17 protein-coding genes are annotated in these 21,569 nt (G+C 53.1%); 7 read left to right on the forward strand and 10 right to left on the reverse strand.

The genetic code is table 11. From position 1 onward, the window contains the following. The first annotated feature begins 4 nt into the window (after window positions 1-4). Both JOD20_RS09190 and JOD20_RS09195 read left to right on the forward strand, forming a co-directional pair. Entirely contained in the window at window positions 5-1,666 is a 1,662-nt protein-coding gene (locus JOD20_RS09190; protein ID WP_204754985.1) for a peptide ABC transporter substrate-binding protein, read from the forward strand. A 2-nt stretch (window positions 1,667-1,668) separates the two neighbouring features. Next, window positions 1,669-2,994, forward strand: coding sequence for a glycerate kinase type-2 family protein (locus JOD20_RS09195; RefSeq protein ID WP_204754986.1), 1,326 nt, complete (start codon window positions 1,669-1,671; stop codon window positions 2,992-2,994). Here JOD20_RS09195 and JOD20_RS09200 read toward each other — a convergent pair whose 3' ends face one another. The 4 genes from JOD20_RS09200 to polX are packed head-to-tail and all read right to left on the reverse strand — an operon-like array spanning window position 2,995 to window position 7,225. Next, window positions 2,995-4,113, reverse strand: coding sequence for a trans-sulfuration enzyme family protein (locus tag JOD20_RS09200; RefSeq protein WP_204754987.1), 1,119 nt, complete (start codon window positions 4,111-4,113; stop codon window positions 2,995-2,997). 7 nt (window positions 4,114-4,120) lie between these two features. Then, on the reverse strand, window positions 4,121-5,047 hold the full coding sequence (locus JOD20_RS09205) for a hypothetical protein (protein ID WP_204754988.1): 927 nt from the start codon (window positions 5,045-5,047) through the stop codon (window positions 4,121-4,123). Window positions 5,048-5,057: 10 nt separating this feature from the next. Then, window positions 5,058-5,471, reverse strand: a complete 414-nt coding sequence (locus tag JOD20_RS09210; RefSeq protein ID WP_204754989.1) for an HIT family protein — start codon at window positions 5,469-5,471, stop codon at window positions 5,058-5,060. A 17-nt stretch (window positions 5,472-5,488) separates the two neighbouring features. Next, window positions 5,489-7,225: a DNA polymerase/3'-5' exonuclease PolX gene (polX, locus tag JOD20_RS09215; protein ID WP_204754990.1), complete on the reverse strand. Its 1,737-nt coding sequence runs from the start codon at window positions 7,223-7,225 to the stop codon at window positions 5,489-5,491. A gap of 430 nt (window positions 7,226-7,655) precedes the next feature. On the opposite strand from polX, the gene JOD20_RS09220 reads away from it, so the two are divergent. Further along, window positions 7,656-8,990 carry a glutamine synthetase family protein gene (locus JOD20_RS09220; protein WP_204754991.1) on the forward strand — a complete coding sequence of 445 codons (1,335 nt, stop codon included), beginning with the start codon at window positions 7,656-7,658 and terminating at the stop codon, window positions 8,988-8,990. A 296-nt stretch (window positions 8,991-9,286) separates the two neighbouring features. Here the strand turns inward: JOD20_RS09220 and JOD20_RS09225 are convergent, their stop codons facing one another. The 3 genes from JOD20_RS09225 to pfkA all read right to left on the reverse strand — a co-directional run bounded on the left by JOD20_RS09225 (window position 9,287) and on the right by pfkA (window position 12,653). After that, window positions 9,287-10,708 carry a dihydroorotase gene (locus tag JOD20_RS09225; RefSeq protein ID WP_204754992.1) on the reverse strand — a complete coding sequence of 474 codons (1,422 nt, stop codon included), beginning with the start codon at window positions 10,706-10,708 and terminating at the stop codon, window positions 9,287-9,289. Window positions 10,709-10,731: 23 nt separating this feature from the next. Continuing rightward, window positions 10,732-11,526 carry a DUF2270 domain-containing protein gene (locus JOD20_RS09230; protein ID WP_204754993.1) on the reverse strand — a complete coding sequence of 265 codons (795 nt, stop codon included), beginning with the start codon at window positions 11,524-11,526 and terminating at the stop codon, window positions 10,732-10,734. A gap of 131 nt (window positions 11,527-11,657) precedes the next feature. Continuing rightward, window positions 11,658-12,653, reverse strand: a complete 996-nt coding sequence (pfkA, locus tag JOD20_RS09235) for a 6-phosphofructokinase (protein WP_054535627.1) — start codon at window positions 12,651-12,653, stop codon at window positions 11,658-11,660. Window positions 12,654-13,465: 812 nt separating this feature from the next. Between pfkA and JOD20_RS09240 the strand changes: the two genes are divergently transcribed. After that, window positions 13,466-14,503 carry a hypothetical protein gene (locus JOD20_RS09240; RefSeq protein WP_204754994.1) on the forward strand — a complete coding sequence of 346 codons (1,038 nt, stop codon included), beginning with the start codon at window positions 13,466-13,468 and terminating at the stop codon, window positions 14,501-14,503. Between the two features lie 152 nt (window positions 14,504-14,655). Here JOD20_RS09240 and priA read toward each other — a convergent pair whose 3' ends face one another. Next, complete coding sequence (priA, locus tag JOD20_RS09245) at window positions 14,656-17,145, reverse strand: replication restart helicase PriA (RefSeq protein ID WP_204754995.1); 2,490 nt, start codon at window positions 17,143-17,145, stop codon at window positions 14,656-14,658. 550 nt (window positions 17,146-17,695) lie between these two features. Here priA and JOD20_RS09250 point away from each other — a divergent pair. From JOD20_RS09250 to JOD20_RS09260, 3 genes are all read left to right on the forward strand, one after another. Beyond that, window positions 17,696-18,088 (forward strand): YybH family protein, encoded by a 393-nt coding sequence (locus JOD20_RS09250; protein ID WP_204754996.1) that lies wholly within the window; start codon window positions 17,696-17,698, stop codon window positions 18,086-18,088. A 2-nt stretch (window positions 18,089-18,090) separates the two neighbouring features. Beyond that, complete coding sequence (locus tag JOD20_RS09255; RefSeq protein ID WP_204754997.1) at window positions 18,091-18,729, forward strand: FMN-binding negative transcriptional regulator; 639 nt, start codon at window positions 18,091-18,093, stop codon at window positions 18,727-18,729. Between the two features lie 155 nt (window positions 18,730-18,884). Continuing rightward, window positions 18,885-19,805, forward strand: coding sequence for a PDDEXK family nuclease (locus tag JOD20_RS09260; RefSeq protein WP_204754998.1), 921 nt, complete (start codon window positions 18,885-18,887; stop codon window positions 19,803-19,805). Between the two features lie 57 nt (window positions 19,806-19,862). On the opposite strand, the gene JOD20_RS09265 is transcribed toward JOD20_RS09260, so the two are convergent. After that, window positions 19,863-20,675, reverse strand: coding sequence for an ABC transporter permease subunit (locus JOD20_RS09265; protein ID WP_204754999.1), 813 nt, complete (start codon window positions 20,673-20,675; stop codon window positions 19,863-19,865). Next, the gene (locus JOD20_RS09270; protein WP_204755000.1) at window positions 20,665-21,567 is read right to left on the reverse strand and encodes an ABC transporter ATP-binding protein; all 903 of its coding nucleotides are present in this window, start codon (window positions 21,565-21,567) and stop codon (window positions 20,665-20,667) included. The genes JOD20_RS09265 and JOD20_RS09270 overlap by 11 nt, the downstream gene beginning before the upstream one ends. Between the last annotated feature and the right edge of the window lie 2 nt (window positions 21,568-21,569).

Raw genomic sequence — 21,569 nt, forward strand, 5'->3', positions numbered from 1 at the left:
TGCTATGAAGAGACTATTGACCCTAGGATTATTGGCTGTTTTGCTCACAGCATGTAGCCTCGGCTCCACACCAACTCCAACCAGCGAGCCAACCACGCCACCAATTCAGGTTCCCCAAGGTGGAACCCTAACGATTCGCACGGCCCAAGATATTGCAACTTTGCACCCGTGGAAGCCAACAACCCACGCCGAGGCCCAAATGCTTGGCTTGCTCTATCGCGGCCTCACCAAGCTCGATCAGGATTTGGCTCCGCAGCCAGATGTTGCCAGCAGTTGGCAAAGCGATAGCATCGGTCAAACGTTGACCATGACCTTGCGCAGCGATATTCGTTGGCACGACGATACGCCATTAACTGCCGCCGACGCAGCGTGGACAATTAGCGCAATGCAAAGCATTAGCCCAACCACGCCATTGTTGGTCGATCTTCAGGGCTTAGTGAGCGCTGTAACTGCGCCCGATACAACAACCTTAGTTATTACGTTGCGCGAGCCATATGCGCCGTTACTCTCGGCTTTGAGCATGCCGATTTTGCCCAAGCACCTGTTTGGCCAATTAAGCCCAGTTGAGCTTGATCAACTTAATCTTTTAACGCAGCCAATTGGCAGTGGCCCGTTTATGTTCGAGGAACGCACAGCAGGCTCGGCAATTAGCCTGATTCGCAATAATCAGTATGTCGATGGCGTGCCCTATCTCGATCGAGTGGCGTTTGTGGTTGCGCCCGATGCCGAAGTTGCCCGCGATGCTGTGCGCGATGGCGATTTGCTGGCGGCGGAATTGCCATGGGAGCAAAGTCAGGGCTTGGGTTCGGCGGTCAACGCAGGCAATTATCCTGAAAACGGCTTTTATTATTTGGCCTTCAATATGCGCGAAGGCCGTATTTTTAGCGACATGCGGGTGCGCCAAGCCTTGGCATTAAGCCTTGATCTGAACACAATTGTCGAAACAGCAGGCCCTTCAGCCCAAGCAATTTTGAGCGATCATTTGCCCGGCACATGGGTTGCACCAACTGGCGAATTGCCCAGCCGCAACCTCGATAAAGCCCGCGAATTGCTCGACCAAGCTGGCTGGGTGCTACCCGAAGGCGCAACAATTCGCGCCTCGAATGGGATTACGCTTTCGATGGCGTTGTATGTGCGCGGCGACGATCAACGCCGGATTGAGGTTGCCGAACGGATTGCCGCTGCCGCCAGCCCAATTGGCTTTAATCTGGTGGTTACGCCAGCAGATTTCGAGAGCGTGATTCGCTCGAAATTGGTTACGCCCTTCGATTTTGATTTGGCCTTGATGAGTTGGGGCAATAGTCGGGTTGGGGGCGCGCCATCGTACACCGCCTATGATCCTGATAATTTTTCGCTGTTTCATTCGAGCCAAATTTATCAAGGCGTTGCCGACGGACGGCCAGGCTTACGCAATTATGGCGCGTTTCGCAACCCCAGTTTTGATAGTTTATCGACTGCCGCGCGCGCAATCTACGACACTGAGCGCCGCCGCGAACTCTATCAACAAACCAATGCCATCATTCAAAGCGAATATCCCTATGTGTTTCTGTGGGCCGATCGCATGCCCGTGGCTTTGGCCAAAAATGTGCGTTCAACCCAAGGCGAAATTCGCCTGAACACGGCCAATTGGCTCTACAACGTGCAACATTGGTATCTTGAGCAATAATAATGGATGCTGCAATCGCCACATTCAGCAACCAACTAATCGCCAGCGCGCTGGCTGCGGTCGAGCCACAGCCAGCAGTTTTAAAGGCTTTGGATTGGGATGGTACGCAACTGCGCTGTGGCGCTTGGCAGTGGTCTGGCACAGGCCGAATCATTGTGCTGGGCGCTGGCAAGGCAGGTGCGCCAATGGCCGCCGCCGTCGAACAATTGCTTGGCAATCGCATCGCTGCTGGTTTGGTGGTGGTCAAAGATGCACATCGTGGTAATGTTGCGCTTAATCATATCGAACTGCTTGAATCCAGCCACCCAACGCCTGATCAACGCGGGCTGAAGGCAGCGCAACAGGTCGAACGTTTGCTCAAGCAAGCCCAAGCAGATGATTTGGTGCTGGCGCTGATTTCGGGCGGTGCGTCGGCGCTCTTGCCAGCACCAGCAGGCAACATTAGCCTAGCCGATTTACAACAGCTAACCCAGCTATTGCTCGCTTGCGGCGCGCCAATCGAGCACATCAATTTGGTGCGCAAGCATTGCGATCGCTTGAAGGGCGGGCAATTTGCGGCCTTGGCCCAACCGGCGAGCCTGTTGAGCATGGTTATTTCCGATGTGGTTGGCTCGCCGTTGAGCAGCATTGCCTCAGGCTTGAGTGTGCCCGATTCCGGCAGTTTTGCTGAGGCATGGGCCATGCTCGAACACTATCAATTGCAACAGCATGTGGCGGCGAGCATTCGCGACTATCTGCAAGCTGGCATTCGCGGGGTGGTTCCAGCTCATCCCAATGGCAGCGAGCCATGGTGGCCAAGGGTGCAAACCTCGATTGTGGCGCGCAACGAAACGGCCCAAGCGGCGGTCAAGCAATTGGCTCAAGCTCAAGGCTGGCAGGTCATTCACGATCAGCAGCCGATTATTGACGAAGCCCAAGAGGTTGGGGCAGCGCTGGGCCAACGCTTGCGCCACCTAGCTGCATCGGCCCAACAACCAACACTCTACCTTGCTGGCGGCGAAACCACAGTTAATTTGGCTGGCATTCAAGCCCACGCACGCGGCGGGCGCAACGCCGAATTAGCGCTCGCAGCAGCCTTAGCGCTCGACGGCTGCCCAAATTGCCAACTAATTGCCTTGGCAACCGATGGCGGCGATGGCTCAAGCCCAGCCGCCGGAGCAATTGCCAATGGTCAAAGCATCGCCCAAGCGCGCAGATTGGGGCTTGAGCCACAAGCTTTTTTGGCCAACCACGATAGCTATGGCTTTTGGCAAGCGCTAGGCAGCGCAATCGACATTGGGCCAACCCTGACCAACGTTAACGATCTGGTTATTGGTTTGGTCTGGTAGCTACAACACTGCCAAGGCTTGGGCCAAATCGGCAATCAAATCGTCGCGGTGTTCCAAGCCGACTGAGAGCCGCAACAAGGCTGGCGAGGTTGGCGAGTCGGGGCCTTCGAGCGTGGCGCGATGTTCGATTAAGCTTTCGGGGCCGCCAAGGCTAGTCGCACGCGTCCATAATTGCACTTGAGCCGCCACCGCAAGCGCTTCAGCAGCCCCGCCAATCACCTCGAACGAGACCATGCCGCCCATCAAGAGCATTTGGCGTTGGGCCAATTCAAATTGGGGATGACTCTTCAAGCCAGGATAATGCACAACCTGCACCTTCGGATGCTGCTCCAACCACTCGGCCACGGCCAAAGCATTGGCACAATGGCCTTGCAACCGATAGGCCAAGCTTTGCATGCCGCGCAAAATCAGCCAACACTCAAATGGCGAGGGCACGGCTCCGGCCAGCACATGAATTTGCTTAATTTTTTGCCACCATGACGTGGCAATTTTGGTAATTAATGCCCCGCCCAGCACATCGCTATGGCCGCCAAGATATTTGGTGGTTGAATGTAGCACCAAATCCACGCCCAAATCGAAGGGCCGCTGGCCAAGTGGCGTGGCCCACGTATTATCGCAAACTACCAAGGCTCCAGCAGCGTGGGCCAAACTGCTGACCGCCGCTAAATCGGTGAGCCGCAAGCTTGGGTTGGATGGCGTTTCGAGCCAAACCAAAGCCGGAGCTGGCTCCAGCGCTGCTTGCACCGCCGCCAAGTCGGTCATATCAACAAATTGAGTATCGAGGTGGGCAAAAACTTGACGCGCCAAGTTGGCAGTGCCGTTGTAGCAATCGCGGGGCAGCAACAAGCGCTGGCCAGGAGCCAAATGTTGCAACACCGCCGCTGTGGCTGCCGAGCCAGAGGCAAAGGCCGCTGCTTCAACGCCACCTTCAAGCGCAGCCAACGCTTGCTCCAAGGCTTGGCGGGTAGGGTTGCCAAAACGAGTGTATAAAAAACCATGCGGCAAACTACCATCAGCCGCTCGTTCGAAGGTGCTGGCCAGATGAATTGGCGGCGTTACAGCACTGGTCGCAGCATCAACGCTACGACCAGCATGAATCAACAATGTTTCAGGTTTCATAGTTTTCTCAGCGCAAAGGAATAACCGGAACAGCGGTCGGCGCAACTGGCTCGATATAGTTTGGCTCGCTATCTTGGAAGTAGAGGGCGCGGCCTAACAAGCCAATTTTGACCGTTTGATTGGGATCGTTGGGGTGTAACTCAAGCCGCCCGCGCTCGAAATATTGCACCGTGTGCACCGTGCGATCTTCGGGCAACACTTCTTGCAATTCTTCGCTAATTGGCCAGCCAAGCAAATCGATGCCGCCATTGGCTTCCCAAAATTCAAGGAACAAGCCACGCAAGCCTTGCTGGGTCGCTTCGCTATAACGCAAGCCAGGCCGATTGGCGAAAAATTGTTGGTTGGGAAAATCGCGATTTTTGGTAAACTCAACCCCAACCCGCCCAGGCTGCACCTCGTATTTGGTCCCTTGATGCTCAGGCCACCATTCAAGCCGCGCGCGCTCAAACCATTGGAACTGACGGCCATTCTCCTCAAGCAAGCCACTAATTGGCCGCCCAAAAATTGGCTCGCCGCCGTTTTTAACCCAATATGGCAAAAAGAGCGGGTCGATCTCAGCGGCATAACTTGGCAAGGAATTTAATCCATCAACCCCATAAAAACGTTGGCCTTCGAGCGCTGCCGCTTCATTATCCAACGAACGATTGGATTGCAATTGCACGCTGTTGAGCAAGGGTTGCAAGGTTGGTTGAGCGTTATTATTGCCGCCAAAAAGATTAAACAGATTGATGTTATTGCCGCTTGCCAGCAATAAAACCAAGAAAATAATTAAGATAATTGCCACCCCAAAGCCCAAGGCTTGCGCGGTCATGCCTTGGGGAGCAACCGCCTCGTCCTCTTGAATAATCGCCGAAGGCACCTCTTCCGGTTCGGGATCTGGCTCAAGATCGTTCTCAAATTCCAGCACATCGGTTGGGGGAGTGCGGTCGCTCATGGGCAATTCCTCATGCTTGATGTTTAGCCCGCAAACGCTCGGCTAAATCGGCAAATGCTGCGTGATCGGTTGGGTTTGGTCGCCATAATTTCACAATTCCATCGCCTTCCCAGCGTGGAATCACATGGACATGATAGTAAAACACTTCTTGCCCAGAGGCTGGACGCGAATTTTGCAACACATTGATGCCAGCAGGATTGAGCGTTTGCAACAATAATTGAGCAACAGTTTGCACCATTCGCGCCACGGCTGCCACATCTTCTGGCGTAGTATCGAAAATATCGGTGCCAAAGCGCTTGGGAATAACCAAGGTATGGCCTTGCGAGGCAGGATTAATATCTAAAAATGCCAACGTTCGATCATCTTCGGCCACTTTATGGCAGGGCAACTCGCCACGCACGATTTTGCTAAATACGTCATCCATCCAATCAGCCTCCAAAACTACGCTTCATTCTTGATTCCTAGTTTTGCTAATTTTTGTTGGCGCAAGCCGAGCACTGCCTCAACATCCCAGGTGTTGATGACTTGCTGGTTGCTGACCCCGCCCCGGCGTGCAGTTACAACTCCATAAAAAAGATTGTTGAAGCCAGCCGTGGCGTGGGCATCGGTATTGATGCTGATGTTACAGCCTGCTGCCAGCGCTGCCCGCACATGCACCGCATCGAGATCAAGCCGCTCTGGGCCTGCATTCACTTCCAAGACCGTGCCGGTTGCTGCTGCCGCCGCAATAATTTGCGCCATATCGTAATCGGCTCCAGCGCGGCCATTCAAAATGCGGCCAGTTGGGTGGCCAATGATCGTCACATAAGGATTATTGATTGCGCGCAGCATGCGGGCGGTCGATTCGGCGCGGGCTTGGCGCAACGCCACATGCGGCGAGGCCACGACTAAATCTAATTTGGCAAGCACCTCGTCGGGCAAGGCCAAGCTACCATCGGGCAAAATATCGACTTCGCAGCTTTGCAACAAGCGAAAATCATGGCCTTCGGCGGCTAATTGCTGGTTCAGCTCATCGATTTCGGCCCGTTGGGCCAGCAAGCGCTCGCCATCAAGCCCGCCAGTTACGCCCAAATAGGCGCTATGATCAGCGACCGCCATATAGCGATAGCCTTTGGCAATGCCCGCCAGCACCATTTCACGCAGGCTTGCGCCGCCATCGCTCCAAGTTGTATGCCAATGGACATCGCTGATGATCGCGCTTTGTTCCAGCAGCGTTGGCAATTGCTTGGCTTGAGCAAGCGCAATTTCGCCCCAGCCTTCGCGCAATTCAGGCGTGATCCAATCCAAACCTAATGCTTGATAGAGTGCCGCTTCATCGGCAAAAGCTGGCAAATTGCTTGGGTCAAGTTGCCAATTCTGCGCCTCAGCCAATTGGTTCAGGTCGGCAACATGGTTGGCTGAGCCAGTCCAATAGACCAAGGCACTGCCCCATTGGTTTGGCTCAACCGCCACAACCCATGCATTCATGCCATTGTGCAGCAAGAGTTGGATACCATGGGCGCTGGGCGTGGCTTGGGCAACTTGGGGCAATGCGCCAATTGCGGCGTAGGTTGCAGCCGCATCAAGTGTTGCCACCACAAAATTCAAATCGCCAACGCTGGCCTGATAGCGGCGGGTTGAGCCAACGACTTGGGCAGCGCTAACGCTCGGCAATTCGGCCAAAGCAGCGCTCAATTCTTCGGCGACTGGCACGGCATCGACCAAACGTAAGCGCAGCACTTGGTTTTGCAATGCTTCAAGGGCACTTAGCACCTTGGCCGCGCTTTTGGCCCCAAAGCCCTTGATTTTGGCCAAGCGCCCATCTTGGGCTGCCGAGAACAAGGCCTCAAGATCCTGAATCCCTTCATCGCGAAAGAGGCGGGCAGCGGTTTTGGGGCCAATTTCGGGCACGCGCAAAATCTGCAACAAGCCAGGCGGCACTTTCTCCAAGAGCTGATCGGCCAAGGCTGAATGGCCATGATCGAGCAATTCGCCAATGATTGCGGCGCTAGCCTCGCCAATATTCGGCAGGCTGGTTAACGAGCCTTGTTCGCGCAGGCTGGCAAGGCTGGTGGTTTGGGCGGCAAGTGTATCGCTGGCGCGGCGATAGGCCGCCAACCGAAAACGATTTTCGCCGATCACTTCCAACGCATCGGCAATATCGGCAAAGACTTGGGCAATTGCTTGGTTGCTAAGCATAGTTCGGCTGTGCTCACGCTGAAAAAAAGAAAAAGAGCAGGAGTAGATCAAAACGTTGTTTGATTATAGCATGGTCACCTCAGGCTGAGACGTTCGATTATGGCATAGCTTTCGGCCAAGGGGTTGATGATCACCACCCTTCCGTCCCGCCTCAAGGCGGGAGACACAGGGGGTTTTCATCCCCCTGTACCCCCTAAAGGACGTGATTTGGCAAGTAGGCATCCATTGATGAACCAACCATGCACTGGTTCGAACCAGAGAGCCAGGAATAACCAAACGAACTTCCCCGCTGGGCAACTGCTGGAATCCAATTTCGGGCAACTTGCCCAATTGAGCAACGCGAATTTTTGGCCATTTTGCCCTATAATGAACAAACTCAACTGGGCTATCATGCACAGTGGCTAGGTGTCAGTGAAGGAGCATTCAGGCTATGCCAGTCACAAAAGAAGAAATTTTAGAAAAAATTGCTGAACAACGAGTCCAGTTTATTAATCTCCAATTTACTGACATTGTTGGGATTATTAAAAATGTGACGATTCCTGTTTCGCAAATTCACCAAGCCCTCGACCACGGCGTGTGGTTCGATGGTTCGTCGATCGAAGGCTTTGCCCGCATTGCTGAAAGCGATATGTATTTGGTGCCCGACCTCAACACCTACGCGGTGATTCCGTGGGAAAGCACCGGCGATTATATTACGGCGCGCTTTATTTGCGATGTGTTTACGCCCGATGACCAACCATTTGCTGGCGACCCGCGCCATGTGCTCAAACGAACCTTAGCTCAAGCAGCAGAATTGGGCTTTATCTACAACACTGGGCCAGAATTAGAGTTTTTCTTGTTTAAGCCTGGGCCAAACGGCGAGTTAGTGCCAATTCCGCACGATGCTGCTGGTTATTTTGATGTTTCAACCGATTATGCAACCCACATTCGCCGCCAGATGGTTGCTTCGTTGCAAACCTTTGGGATTAAAGTTGAGGCCAGCCATCACGAGGTGGCAATTGGCCAGCATGAAATTGATTTTGAGTATGGCGATGCCTTAACTATGGCCGACCATACGGTGACATTTCGCACGGTGTTGAAGGCAATTGCCCAATTGAACGGCCTGCATGCCACTTTTATGCCCAAACCAATTGCTGGTATCAACGGGTCGGGCATGCACGTGCACCAGAGTTTGTCATCGATCGTGACGGGGCGCAACGAGTTCCATGATCATGAAACCAACAATTTATCGGTGTTGGCGCAGCATTTTACCGCTGGCTTGCTCGACCACGCTTTGGGCATGACCGCCGTGCTTGCGCCGTTGGTTAATTCGTACAAGCGGTTGGTGCCTGGCTACGAAGCGCCAATTTATGTCAGCTGGGGCCGCACCAATCGCTCGGCGCTTGTGCGCATTCCACGCATCAGCGCAGGCCGCTCGAACCAAGCAACCCGCATCGAATTGCGCTGCCCAGATCCATCGGCCAACCCCTATTTGGCCTTCTCGGTCATGTTGGCGGCAGGTTTAGATGGGATTAAACGCAAGCTCATGCCACCACCCTCAGCCGAAGAAGATCTGTATCATGTTGACCCGATAGCGCGGGGCTTGAAAACCTTGCCCGTCTCGCTGGGCGAGGCCTTGGAAGAATTAAAGCGCGATAGTGTGATTCAAGAAGCCTTGGGCGAGCACATTTATGAGCGCTATATCGAGGCCAAAACCCAAGAATGGGATGCCTACCGCCGCCACGTCTCGCAATGGGAGCTTGACCGCTACCTGCCAATTTATTAGCAGTTGGGGGTTGGTTGTTAGGGTCGGGGATTGGTTTATTGTTAACCGCGAAGAGCGCGAAGAACACGAAGGACGAGGCTATGGGCTTTTGGCTATCGAAACGATTGATGAAATTTTCAACGAATCCCCGATTGTCAAAAGCCTATAGCCTCGTCCGCTCTGCGCCTCTGCGTTTATACCTTCAACCGGAATCCTTGTGTTCTCTACTCTCTATTCTTAGTTACTCTTCATCCCTCATAATTCATCCTTCATAATTCATCCTTCATCCCTAATGTTCTATGCTCTATGTTCTTGGGTTACTCTTCCTCGTCGAATACGCCGCTGAGTTTGCCGACGGCCCCGCCATGTTCGCGGCGGCTGGCCTCGCCAAATTGCTCGCGCCGAAAGACGATTTGGCCTTCGAGCATGGTCAACATTACTTGGCCACGCATTTCTTGGCCCATCAAGGGAGTATTTTTGCCCTTTGAAGCCAACGACTCTGGCGTAACCCTCCAAAGCGCCGCAGGATCAAAAATCGTCAGCGTTGCAGGATCGTCTGGCCCCAACGAAATTGGCAGCACATCGATAATCGCCGCTGGGCCAATCGTCATGCGTGCAATCAATTCGACAATATCGATCTGCATGGTTTGCACCAAGGTCAACACCATCGGCAAGGCCAGTTCCAAGCCTGTGTAGCCTGGGGCGGCAAAGCCATATTCGCATTCTTTATCAACGTGGGTATGCGGGGCGTGGTCGGTTGCGACGGCATCGATTGTTCCATCGCGCAAGCCTGCAATCAAGGCGGCCACGTCTTCGCTGGCGCGCAACGGTGGGCTAACGCGGGTGCGGGTGTCGTAGGGCGCTAATTGCGACGGATCGTAAGGGCCTTTGCCATCCCATGGCTCCATATTGCCGAGCACCCAGCGATCGGTCATGGTCAGGTGGTGCGGCGTGACTTCGGCGGTTACGCGCACGCCGCGCGCCTTGGCAGCCCGAATCAATTCTACGCCGCCGGCAGTGCTAACGTGGCAAATATGCAAGCGTCCGCCAGTTTCTTCGGCCAAGGCAATATCACGGGCGATCATCACTTCTTCGCCAGCAGCAGGCCAACCGCTCAAGCCCAAACGAGTTGCAACCGCGCCCTCGTTCATCGGCGCGCCGCGCACAATGCTCAAATCTTCGCAGTGGTTCATCACCGGGCGGCCAGTCATTTTGCTATACAGCAATGCTTGGCGCATGATGTGAGCATCCCAAACTGGCGAACCATCATCACTAAAGCCATGTGCGCCAGCTTCGGCCAACTCGATCAGTGGTGCAAGCACCTTGCCTTCGCGGCCAAGGGTTACCGCGCCGATTGGCAGCACATGAATTGGCCCATGGCGGGCGGCAATATCAAATTGTTGGCGAATCAGCGGAGCCGAATCGAGCGCAGGATTGGTGTTGGGCATTGGGCAAATCGTCGTATAGCCGCCACGCACCGCCGCATCCATGCCGGTGGCAATCGTTTCTTTGCCCTCGAAGCCTGGTTCGCGCAAGTGGGTGTGAATATCGATAAAGCCAGGGGTCACAAAACAGCCAGAGGCATCGATAAACTCAACATCATCGCCATACGAATCGGGAGCCATGGCCAACTCGATGACCTCGCGCACCCGATTGTTTTCCAGCACCAAATCCCCGACGGTCGCAGTTTTGCGGGCTGGATCGATGATACAGCCGTTTTTGATCACAATCCGTGACATGTAGAACTCCACTGATTGGGCGCTTATTCGTTTGGCGTACCGCTGCCCATTTTATCGCGGGCCTCGTTGCGACTTAGAATTTCGCCACTTGATTCTTGCGATTTTTCGCCTAGCCAGCCAAGCCAGACCAAGCCACCATTGAAGGCTAGCCCAAACAAGAGCATAAACCAACTTGGCAATGGCCCGACGGCAGCCCGATCATACACCTCAGCAAACGATCGGGCAATTGTCGGATGGATGCCAACTTTGGTGACCCAACTCAAAGCCAAGAGGGCAAAAATCCACACATAATTGCGCCGCAAGCGCCGACTCATGGCTTCGATGACGCTGATGTTAAAGTGCGGCTCCATTAAATCTTGGGCCAAGAGTTCGCGCCAATGCGGCCCGCCGCTATCGCTATCTGGCTCGGGCGCAAGCATATCGGCGAAGAATTCGGTTTCCATCACCCGCACCCGCGTACGCCACAAATCGTAAAAGCGATAGCGCCGCGCCTCGATAAACAAGAAAAACATAATCAACAGCGAATTAAGCAGAATCATCACCGGGGTATTGCTGGCGCTGCTGAAGGCAAACGAAAGCGTCGCCCCAGTTGTCAGCACTGCCCAATTGGTCGTGCCATCGAGCCGCACCCGCCAGGTGTTGGCACGCGACAATTCGCCGCGATACAAGTGAACCAAGGCGGTGTTAAATTCGTTTGGCGTGAGTGGTCGGGTAATCGGCAGCGGCGCACGGGGCATTGGTGCGGCTGTGGTAACCCGTGGGCCACGCATGCTTGGTGGCTCCGTCGGGCTGGGCGGAATAAAGGTTGGGCGTTGCATAGCCAGTACCTTTTTGCATAAGAACATAGAACAAAGAGCATAGAACAACGTTTGGCTATGCTCTTTTTGCTCGGCGGATCAATAATCAATCCTCTGATCGCTATGTTCTATGTTCTATGCTCTTTGTTCTTCTAATAACGATCAAGAATTTTTGAAAGTTCGTAGAGCTTGGCATCAAGCACTTTGGGATTTGCCAGCACTTCATCATAGGGCGTGACGGTTAATTTGCGTGATTGCACGCCAACCAAACCGCCGTTCTTGCCAGATAGCAAAAACTCGACCGCGCCCGACCCAAGCCGCGTCGCCAAGGTACGATCAAAGGCCGATGGCGAGCCGCCGCGCTGAATATGGCCCAAAATTGTGGCCCGCGTGCGGAAGCTAAAGCTAAAGCCGCTTTCCTCTGCATCGATCTGGTTAATTTGGTCTTGGATGGTTTGGGCGTTTAGGTGCGCGCCTTCAGCAGCCACAATCACACAGTTGGTTTTGCCTTTGCGAAACGAACGCTTGATCACTTCGACCACATCTTCAATCGTTGTATCGGGAATTTCGGGAATTAAGATCGCCTCAGCGCCGCCAGCCAAGCCGCCCATCAAGGCCAAATAGCCAGAGTGGCGACCCATAGTTTCGATGATAAAAGCGCGTTGGTGCGATGAAGCAGTATCTTTAATTTTATCGATCGCTTCAAGCACCGTGTTGAGCGCCGTATCTGCGCCGATGCTCATATCGGTGCCATACATATCGTTATCGATCGTGCCTGGCAAGCAGATGGTTGGCAAGCCATGTTCGGCGGTCAGAGCAGCGGCCCCGCGCAACGAACCATCGCCGCCAATCACCACCAAGCCTTCGATCCCATGCCAACGTAAATTCTCAATTGCTTTTTCGCGACCTGCGGGAGTCATAAATTCGGGCGAGCGAGCGGTGAGCAGCATCGTGCCGCCACGTTGAATAATCCCGCCCACATCTTTATATTCAAGTCGCCGCATATCATTTTGAATCAGGCCAGCATAGCCTCGATACACGCCAAACACTTCACAGCCTGCATGGAGCGCAGTCCGCGTTACAGCACGGATTGCGGGATTCATTCCTGGGGAGTCGCCACCACTGGTTAAAACGGCAATGCGATGCATGATCAAACCTCATTGAAGTTATTATGCTTGAAGCGGCGACATTGCCGTCGATGGCAGCCTTGCCATGCAGTTCAAAACACTTTTCGTAAAATCCACCAGACCAAGATCACACTCGCCACCAGAAACCCCAGAAAACCTAGCCCACTTACTGGAACGACAATGACGATTGAAGTTCGCCGGATTACAACCCACAAAACAATTGCGATTGCTACCCACAGGAGTAGCCGATTGGTTGACGATTTTCGCATATGTGCCTCGGCCTTGGTGCGCCCCATTATACCAAGAAGCGACTATTTCGGTGCTAATTGATTTCAGGGGTATCATGGCATTGTTCAATCCAAATAGCAAGCATTTTCGTAGGGATGGGTTAGAACAAAGAACATAGAACATAGAGCATAGACGAGCTACATTTTTTTAACGCAGAGGCGCAGAAATGGGAAGCTATAGGATGATGACTATTTGTAATGGTACATCAGGTTAACCACCGCCTGATCCCCTCACCCCAACCCCTCTCCCACGTGGCGGGCGAGGGGCTTTAATCCCGTGGGTCTGCCACACGGTGTGGTGAAAACGGGTGCTCCCCCTCGCCCGCGTTTTCGTGGGAGAGGGGGCTGGGGGGGTGAGGGAACGCGGTTGCCAATCCAATGAACCATTACAGCTATTGCCTAGCGGAACGATTTTTAGGATTTTTATGACCTATAGCCCAAAGCCCATAGCCATCTTTCCCTCTGCGCCTCTGCGTTAAATTTTGGACTTCTGATATTTTTTGATTTTTGACTTTTGCTTTCTGACTTTTACAAAGGGGTTTTCGCATGGAATCGTCGCTTGATCGTTCGCAGCCGCGCTCGGCCCAAACCGCGCTCTGGCTTGGGATTGTGTTTAGTTTTGCTTTTACGGCGCTAATTTGGTGGGCAGGCCAGCGCTTGCACGCCATCGAAAAGCTGCCAGACCAAGGCGCAAGCTGGTATTATTGGCAATTGCCCAATCCAACGCTGTGGTCGCGGGTTACCGCGTGGGGCGGCTATTTATTGCATCAAGTGACGATTTGGGCCGCAATTTATTATGCCCAAACCCGGGTTAAAAAATATACCAACGGCTTGCAAGCAATCAATTGGTTTGCCCTTGGCGCAAATGCGCTGTTTATTGTGTTGCACTTTATTCAGACCCATTTTTGGTATGATGGCCTAGCCCAAGATGTTTCGATCTTCAGCTCGCAAGGCTCAGTAATTGTCATGCTGGTCTGGATTTTGTTGATGGAAAATAGCCGCCGCGGCTTGTTTATGGGCAAACGTGCGCCAATTAGCAAAGAAATTGGCCGTGCTGCCCGTCAATATCATGGCTATGTCTTCTCGTGGGCAGCTATTTACACCTTCTGGTATCACCCAATGGAAACCAGCAGTGGCCACTTGGTGGGCTTCGTGTATATGTTCTTCCTGTTGCTCCAAGGCAGCCTGTTTCTGACCCGCATTCACGTCAATCGCTGGTGGATGTTGACTCAAGAGGTGATGGTGTTGTTTCACGGCGCGATGGTGGCCTTCGTGCAAGCTGGCCCAACTGGCTTCTGGCCAATGTTCTTCTTTGGCTTCTTCGGCATTTTCGTCATTACCCAAATGCATGGCTTGGGCTTGAGCAAAGCTTGGCGCTGGCTGCTTGGTGGCGCTTATCTCGCCTTAGTTATCGGCATTTACACGTGGCGCGGCTGGAACAAAATCGATGAAATTGTGCGTATTCCAGTGATTGAATATGCCTTAGTTGCCGTATTGGCGTTGTTGATTTGGCTCGTGCTGCAAGCTGCCAAGCTCTTTACCCGCCGCAAAGCCGTTTTAGTTAGCGACGAACAAAGAGCATAGAACATAGAGCATAGAGGAAAATTTAACGCAGCGGCCCAGAGCACCAAAGGATGAAGGATGAGGGATGAAGGATGAACTTGATCCATGGGTGGCTAAAACAGCTTCGCGATCTTCGTGCCCTTCGTGGTTTCATTCTTCGTGCGCTTCGTGGATCACAATAAACTGACCGGATCGACATCGATCGTCCAGCCGGCGGGAATTTTCAAAGCGTGTAATAAATCGGTTGGGTCGGGCAAACGCACCAAAATATGCCAGCGATACAAATCGCGCACTTTTTGCAAAAAGGCAGGCGACGGCCCAATAATCGCCCAATCGCGGATGCGCCGTCGCTCTAGCTCCTCGCGTAGCTGCGTATCGAATTCGCGCACCACCCGCTCAACGGTTTTGCTCGATGGCGATTGGGTCATAAAGCGAATCAGGCGGCTAAATGGCGGGTAGTGGGCTGTGCGGCGAAAGGCAATTTCTTCGCGATAAAATTGGCGATAATCGTGCTGCGCCGCTGCCTGAATTGCATAATGTTCAGGATTATAACTTTGGATAATTACCTGTCCACCACCAGCCCGCCGTCCAGCCCGCCCAGCCACTTGGGCCAATAATTGAAAGGTGCGCTCGCCCGAGCGAAAATCGGGCAAATTCAAGGCCGTATCGGCGGTAATGACCCCAACCAAGGTCACCAACGGCAAATCAAAACCTTTGGCAACCATCTGGGTTCCCACCAAAATATCGGCTTCGTGCTGGGTAAATTGGTTGAGCAAGGCTTCGTGCGAGCCTTTGCGCCCAGTCACATCGCGATCCCAGCGCATTACCCTCGCTTCAGGATAGAGCAATTTGACTTCTTCGACCACTCGTTGCGTGCCAACCCCAAAATCGCGAATGCGGGTGCTAAAACAGCTTGGGCAGTTGCGCGGAACCCAATCGACGTGGCCACAATAATGGCAGCGCAACGTCGGCGGCGCATTCGGCTCGCCCTCGGTTCCGTGCACCGCCAACGCTACGGCGCAACGCGGGCACTGAATCGTCGTGCCACAATCACGGCACATTACAAACGAAGCGATGCCGCGCCGATTCAAAAATAAAATGGTTTGTTCGCGTTTTTCCAGCGTGCGCTGAATCGCGCTTTGCAACGGGCGGCTAAACATCGACCTCACGCCGGCCTTGAGTTCGCTGCGCATATCGACGATCTGCACTGGCGGCATGGGAATCGGATCAGCTTTGGTTACACCCGCTACGGTTTTGCGCCCAACCCGTTCGTGCAATTCCAGCACTTCGTATTTGTTGATTTGCACGGCGTAGGCACTTTCTAATGATGGAGTGGCGCTGCCCAAAATCAGCACAGCGCCAGCCAATTCTGCCAACTTCACCGCCAAATCGCGGGCGTGATAATAGGGCGTGGCTTCGTGTTTAAACGAATGCTCGTGCTCTTCGTCAACAATAATTAATTGCAATTTACCCAGCGGCGACCAAATTGCCGAACGCGAGCCAATCGCCACTTGGGCAGCGCCACGTCGCAAGCGCCGCCATTCGTCGTAGCGCTCGCCAACGCTCAGTTCCGAGTGCAGCACCGCCAATTGCTCGGGAAAGCGCGCCGCAAACCGCCGCACCAATTGCGTGGTTAGGGCAATTTCTGGCACCAACACCAAAGCTTGGCCACCATTGCGCAAGGCACGGCCAATCGCCCGCAAATAGAGCTCGGTTTTGCCGCTGCCAGTTACGCCATGCAACAAGATTGGTTTGGCCTTACCAGTTCGCGCCGCCAAATCTTGAGCTTCGACAATTTGCCGCCAACCCCGTTCTTGCTCAAGCGTCAGTTCTGGCGGAAACTCCAACGGTGGAATGCGGCCAAGCAGCGGGTCGCGCCGCACTTCAACTTGCTCAAGCTGAATCAAATTACGCAAGGCCAAGCTGCGTAGATGGCTCAAGGTTGCGCCAACATCACGTAACTCTGGCAACAGCACCGTTTCGCCATCAAGCGCTTGCTCCAAAATTGCTTGATAAATTGCCGCCAAACGGGGTGCTTTGCTCAATTCGGCCAAGGCTTCAGCGGGGTTGATGCTGGTTGATTGCACGCTCCATTCGCGTTTTGGTTTGGCCGCTGGCCGCGAAACCAAACTGCCCAGCGCAATCAAGCCTCGTTCATGGAGTTCGGTATAACTGCGACGCAGATCAGCGTCCGAGCCACGCAAATCGACTCGCAGCTGGCGTTCGCTTTGCTCGCCAACTCGCCGCAGATGAAACAAAATCGCCCGTTCGCGCTCATCGAGCACGCCAAGCTCAATCTTCTGGCCTTGCTCGGTTGGCCGCCACGTGCGCTCAATTTCTTGCTTCACGCCAGGCGGCATAGTCAATTGCACCGCCTCCCACAGGCGCACCGCTTGGGTTTGGCTAAACCATTGAGCCAAGGCCAATTGAGCGGGCGCGGCAATCGCTTCGGGGTCGGCGTGTTCAAGAATATCGCGTACCACAAAGCCTTGGGGCCGTTGGGTCATAAATTCTAAAACGACACCCTGCACCCGCCGCGGCCCAAGCGGAACCCACACCAACGCTCCAACGCTCAACGGTCGGAGTTGCGGCGGCACAGCATAGGTCAAAATCGCCTCAGGATTATCGGGCAAATAGGCATTGAGAGCAACGTGGGCATACATAGCAGTGGGCTTGCTTCCTTCACACAAAACAGCGCAAATCTATCATAGCACATCCTTGCTAGCCCAAATTTAATTAAGGATGAAGGATGAATTATGAGGGATGAAAACAAAAGTCAAAAGTCAAAAGTCAGAAGTCAAAAAGTGATCAGGAGTCAGTTGTCAGGGGCTAGGGATCAGGCTGTAAGAACAGAGAGATTAGGGATTGGGCTTTTAGCTATTGGAACATCATCAAGCAAATCTGTGGCAATCTGTGGCTAAAAGATGATTATTCGTGAAATTCGTGGAATTCGTGGCTAAAAAACATTCTTCGCGCTCTTCGCGTTCTTCGCGGTTTCGTCTTTCGTGGATCACGTGCTTAACGCAGAGGCGCAGAGCAACGATGGCTGTAGGCTTTGGGCTAGCGGAGTTTTGTTTGAAATACGCTAATTATTCCCATAGCCAATAGACTAGAGCCTATAGCCACATCCCCTCTTGTGCGCTTAATTCAGTCATGAGGCGGTACAATCAACTTGGATTAATTGGCATAATTGGAGCGATCAAGGAGGAAGTAATGCTCGACGATCAAACACAGATTCGCCAATTGGTAACAACATGGATCGAAGCAACCGAAGCCGGCGACGTAAGCAAAATCTTGCCTTTGTTGGATGATGAGGTGATTTTTTTGGTCGCAGGCCAAGCCCCAATGCGCGGCAAACAGGCCTTCGCCGCCGCTTCAGCAGGCTTAAGCCAATTCAAACTCAAGATCTCGTTTGAAATTCAAGAGATTAAACTTAATGGCAAATGGGCCACCTGCTGGAACCAACTGCGGGTGCAGATTCAGCCAGCCAATGGTCAAGCGCCAATCATTCGGGCAGGCGATAGCTTTTCGTTGTGGCAAAAGCATGCCCATGGTTGGCTCTTGCTGCGCGATGCGAATATGCTCCAAACATTAAAAGAGGATTGACCATGTACATCCCCAAACATTTTGCCGAGCCACGCCGCGAAGTATTGCACGAATTAATCCAGCGCCAACCCTTGGCAACAATTATTACCCTCAATCAAAACGGCATCAACGCCAATCACATTCCGCTCTATCTCGACCCGCAGGCTGGCGAGTTTGGCACGCTCTACGGCCATGTGGCGCGTGCTAATAGCATCTGGCAGGAACATACTTCGCAACACGAAATCTTGGCAATTTTCCATGGCACCGATAGCTACATCACGCCAAGTTGGTATGCTAGCAAAGCCCAAACTGGCAAGGTTGTGCCAACTTGGAATTATGCTGTGGCCCATGCCTATGGCCCTTTACAAGTCATCGACGATCCACAATGGCTGCGCCAACAACTCGAACAGCTGACCAAGCACAATGAAGCTTCATTTGAACATCAATGGCAAGTTGACGATGCGCCGCACGAATATACCGAAGCCTTGCTCAAGGCGATTGTTGGCATCGCGATTCCAATCAGCCGCTTGCTGGGCAAATGGAAGGTTAGCCAAAATCAGCCTCATGCCAATCAACAAAGCGTGATTGCAGGCTTAGAGGCCAGCAACGAACCCACGGCATCGGCAATGATTGAGCTGATCAAACAACGTCAATCATCGTGACGCTGCGCTAGGCTGATTAATGTAAGCTGCTGTGGACTGTTAGACCATTGCTTGAGGCTACTTAGCAGATTAATTCGTGCTTGATTCATTGACCCACTGCGCTTTTGAGCACTTGGGTCTTTAATGTAGAATTCTTTTTACCAAGGAGTATGACTATGCCTCAACGCGTATGGCTCCGCCGCTGGGCAAAATTCCAAGCACTCGGCTTGTCCGCCGCAATCTTAGCCGCCTGTGGTACGAGCACACCCGAAGATCGCACAATTGCCCTCGCAACTGTTCCACCAACTGCAACCGCCACAACCGCACCAACCGATGTGCCTGCAACCGCCACAACCGCCGCTGCAACCAGCGTGCCCAGCGTGCCACCCAAAACCATAACCGTCGAGCCAACTCCAAGCCCAACCTTTACCCCAGAACAAGCCGAACTCGAACGCCGCTTTCGGGCGGCGGTTAGCGATGCAGAAATTGCCGAAGCCAGCGAAATTTCCGATCAACTGACAATTATCGATGCCAATAATAGCAACCTTGTGCGCGATGAAGCCACAGGTCGGGTGTTGGTTGCAACCTGGACCTCGTGGAATGGCTATGATGGCTTGGTCGGCCAAGAAACCACAACGACCCGCGAAACATGGGTCAGCGTCGTGCCCGAAATGCAAAATTTCTGCAAAGCCTATACCGCAACCGCTGATGTGCCATTGACCCTGCGCTTGGAGCAATTGCTCGGCTTGCCCGCCAATAATGGCAAAAATCGGATTGTTCACTTGTGGGTTCCGACCGAAGATCTCTTTCGCCCAAGCCCTGACCCAGAAATTACTGATAGCGTTGCTCAACTAGAAATGCCTGAAGCAAGTGCATTTCCATCGCAACAAGATTATGAATTTAGCCGCGATTGGTTCAATCTTCAGCGCAGCCTCTCGTATGATGCCAAAAATGGCTATCCTTGGACCCGCCTTGGCTATACCTATGATTGGGGCAATCCAGAGAGTGAGGTTGGGTTGAGCGAGTTTGTTGTTTGGGCCAAAACAACCGTCAAAGTGGAGAGTGTTACCCAGAACGAGGCCTATTGCCAGCCCTAATTTCCAGCCAAGCCCGCCGTTGGATCAGCCCAACCCGATCCAACGGCGGATTTAAGTTTAGACAGCTACATCGCGGCGCTCAAACAGTTTGACCGCAGCAAAACCACAGAGCACAATCACGCTGCCCAAGACCAAAAATGGCAAATAGTGAAAGCCATGTTTGAGCGGTTGGTTGTAATCGGCATAATAGAATGGCGAAAGTTTTTGCAACGGCACGAGCCAATCGATCACGCTGGCCAGCGAATTCGCAAAATAGCCAATTACTGCCAAAATCGTGGCCACCGCCATGCTCAAGGCCCGCTTGCCTGTTGCCGCGCCAATCAGCAAGGCGATTGCCCCAAAGCACAGCGCCATCAAGCTCATGTTGAATGAGGCTGCGCCAAGTTCGCTAGCGCCAATTTGCATATCCAGCAGCAGCACACCAAGCCACAAGCTGAGCCACGTAATCAGGCCCATCGCCAACGAGAGTACGCACAGAGCAGCAAAGCTTTGCCAAACAATCGTTGAACGCCGAATAGGATGGGCCAAAATCAGGTCGAGCGTGCGGGCTTCTTCCTCGCCAGCAATCACCCGCGAGCCAAGCCCGATTGTAAAAATCATGACGATCAGCGGCAGCATAAAGCCAAATAAGCGGCCTTGAATATAGCCTGCTGGCGTGGTCAAATTGGCAACATCGGTTACCCCAAACGCCGCCAACATCTCCTTGGGCATGGCTTCCATAGCTTTGGCAAGCTGCTGGCTGGTTTCTGGGTTGTTCATCGCTGGGTAAAAGCCAATCAACACAGCCACTAACATGATAATGCCCAAGCCCCACCACAGCAGCGAGCGCCGCCGTTCGTAGATGGTTTTGCTAAAAATATTACGCAACATCGCTCACCTCGCCTTTGTAGTAAGCCAAGAAAATATCTTCCAAATCGGTGGCTTGGCTGACTAAATCGCGCAATTCAAATTGGGCTGCGGTTTTGATCAACTGGTCAATCGAGCCAGTTACCGCGCAATGCACCTGGTTACCAAGCACTTGCAAATCGTCGATATTCGGAATATGGGCAAACGCACTAGGCTCAACTGGCTGAGCAAAATAGAGATCAAGTGTGCGCCGTGCCCGCGCCTTGAGCGCTTTGACGGTATCAATTGCCAATAATTTACCAGCGCGAATAATTCCGACCCGATCGCAAATATGCTCAACTTCCGACATCACATGCGACGAGAGAAAAACCGTGCGCCCAGAATTTTTGGCTTCGAGCACCAATTGATAAAAGGTTTGTTGCACCAACGGATCAAGCCCGCTCGTCGGTTCATCGAGAATTAACAGCTCTGGCTGGCCCATAAATGCTTGCACCAAACCAACTTTTTGCTTATTGCCCTTGGATAAGCTGCGAATTGGCCGTTTTAAATCCAGCTCAAGGCGCTCGGCCAGTTGTTTGATTGCCATTTGGCTGACATTACCACGCAGCTGGGCAAAATACTCCAGCATTTCTCGGCCCGTCATTTTCTCATACATCACCAATTCGCCAGGCAAATAGCTAATTTTTTGGTGAATCGCCAGCGAATCGCGCTGCGAATCAAGGCCAAAAATCTGTGCACTGCCGCTGGTTGGCCGAATAAAATCCAAAATCGTTCGAATGGTCGTGGTTTTGCCTGCACCGTTTGGCCCCAAATAGCCAAATACTTCCCCTTGCACCACCTGCAAATTTAAGTCATCAATGCCGCGATTTTTGCCATAGGTTTTGCAAAGGTTCGTGGTTTGAACAACCGTGGTCATGG

It is taken from the genome of Herpetosiphon giganteus, from assembly GCF_016907925.1.
GTDB classification, from domain to species: Bacteria; Chloroflexota; Chloroflexia; order Chloroflexales; family Herpetosiphonaceae; genus Herpetosiphon; species Herpetosiphon giganteus.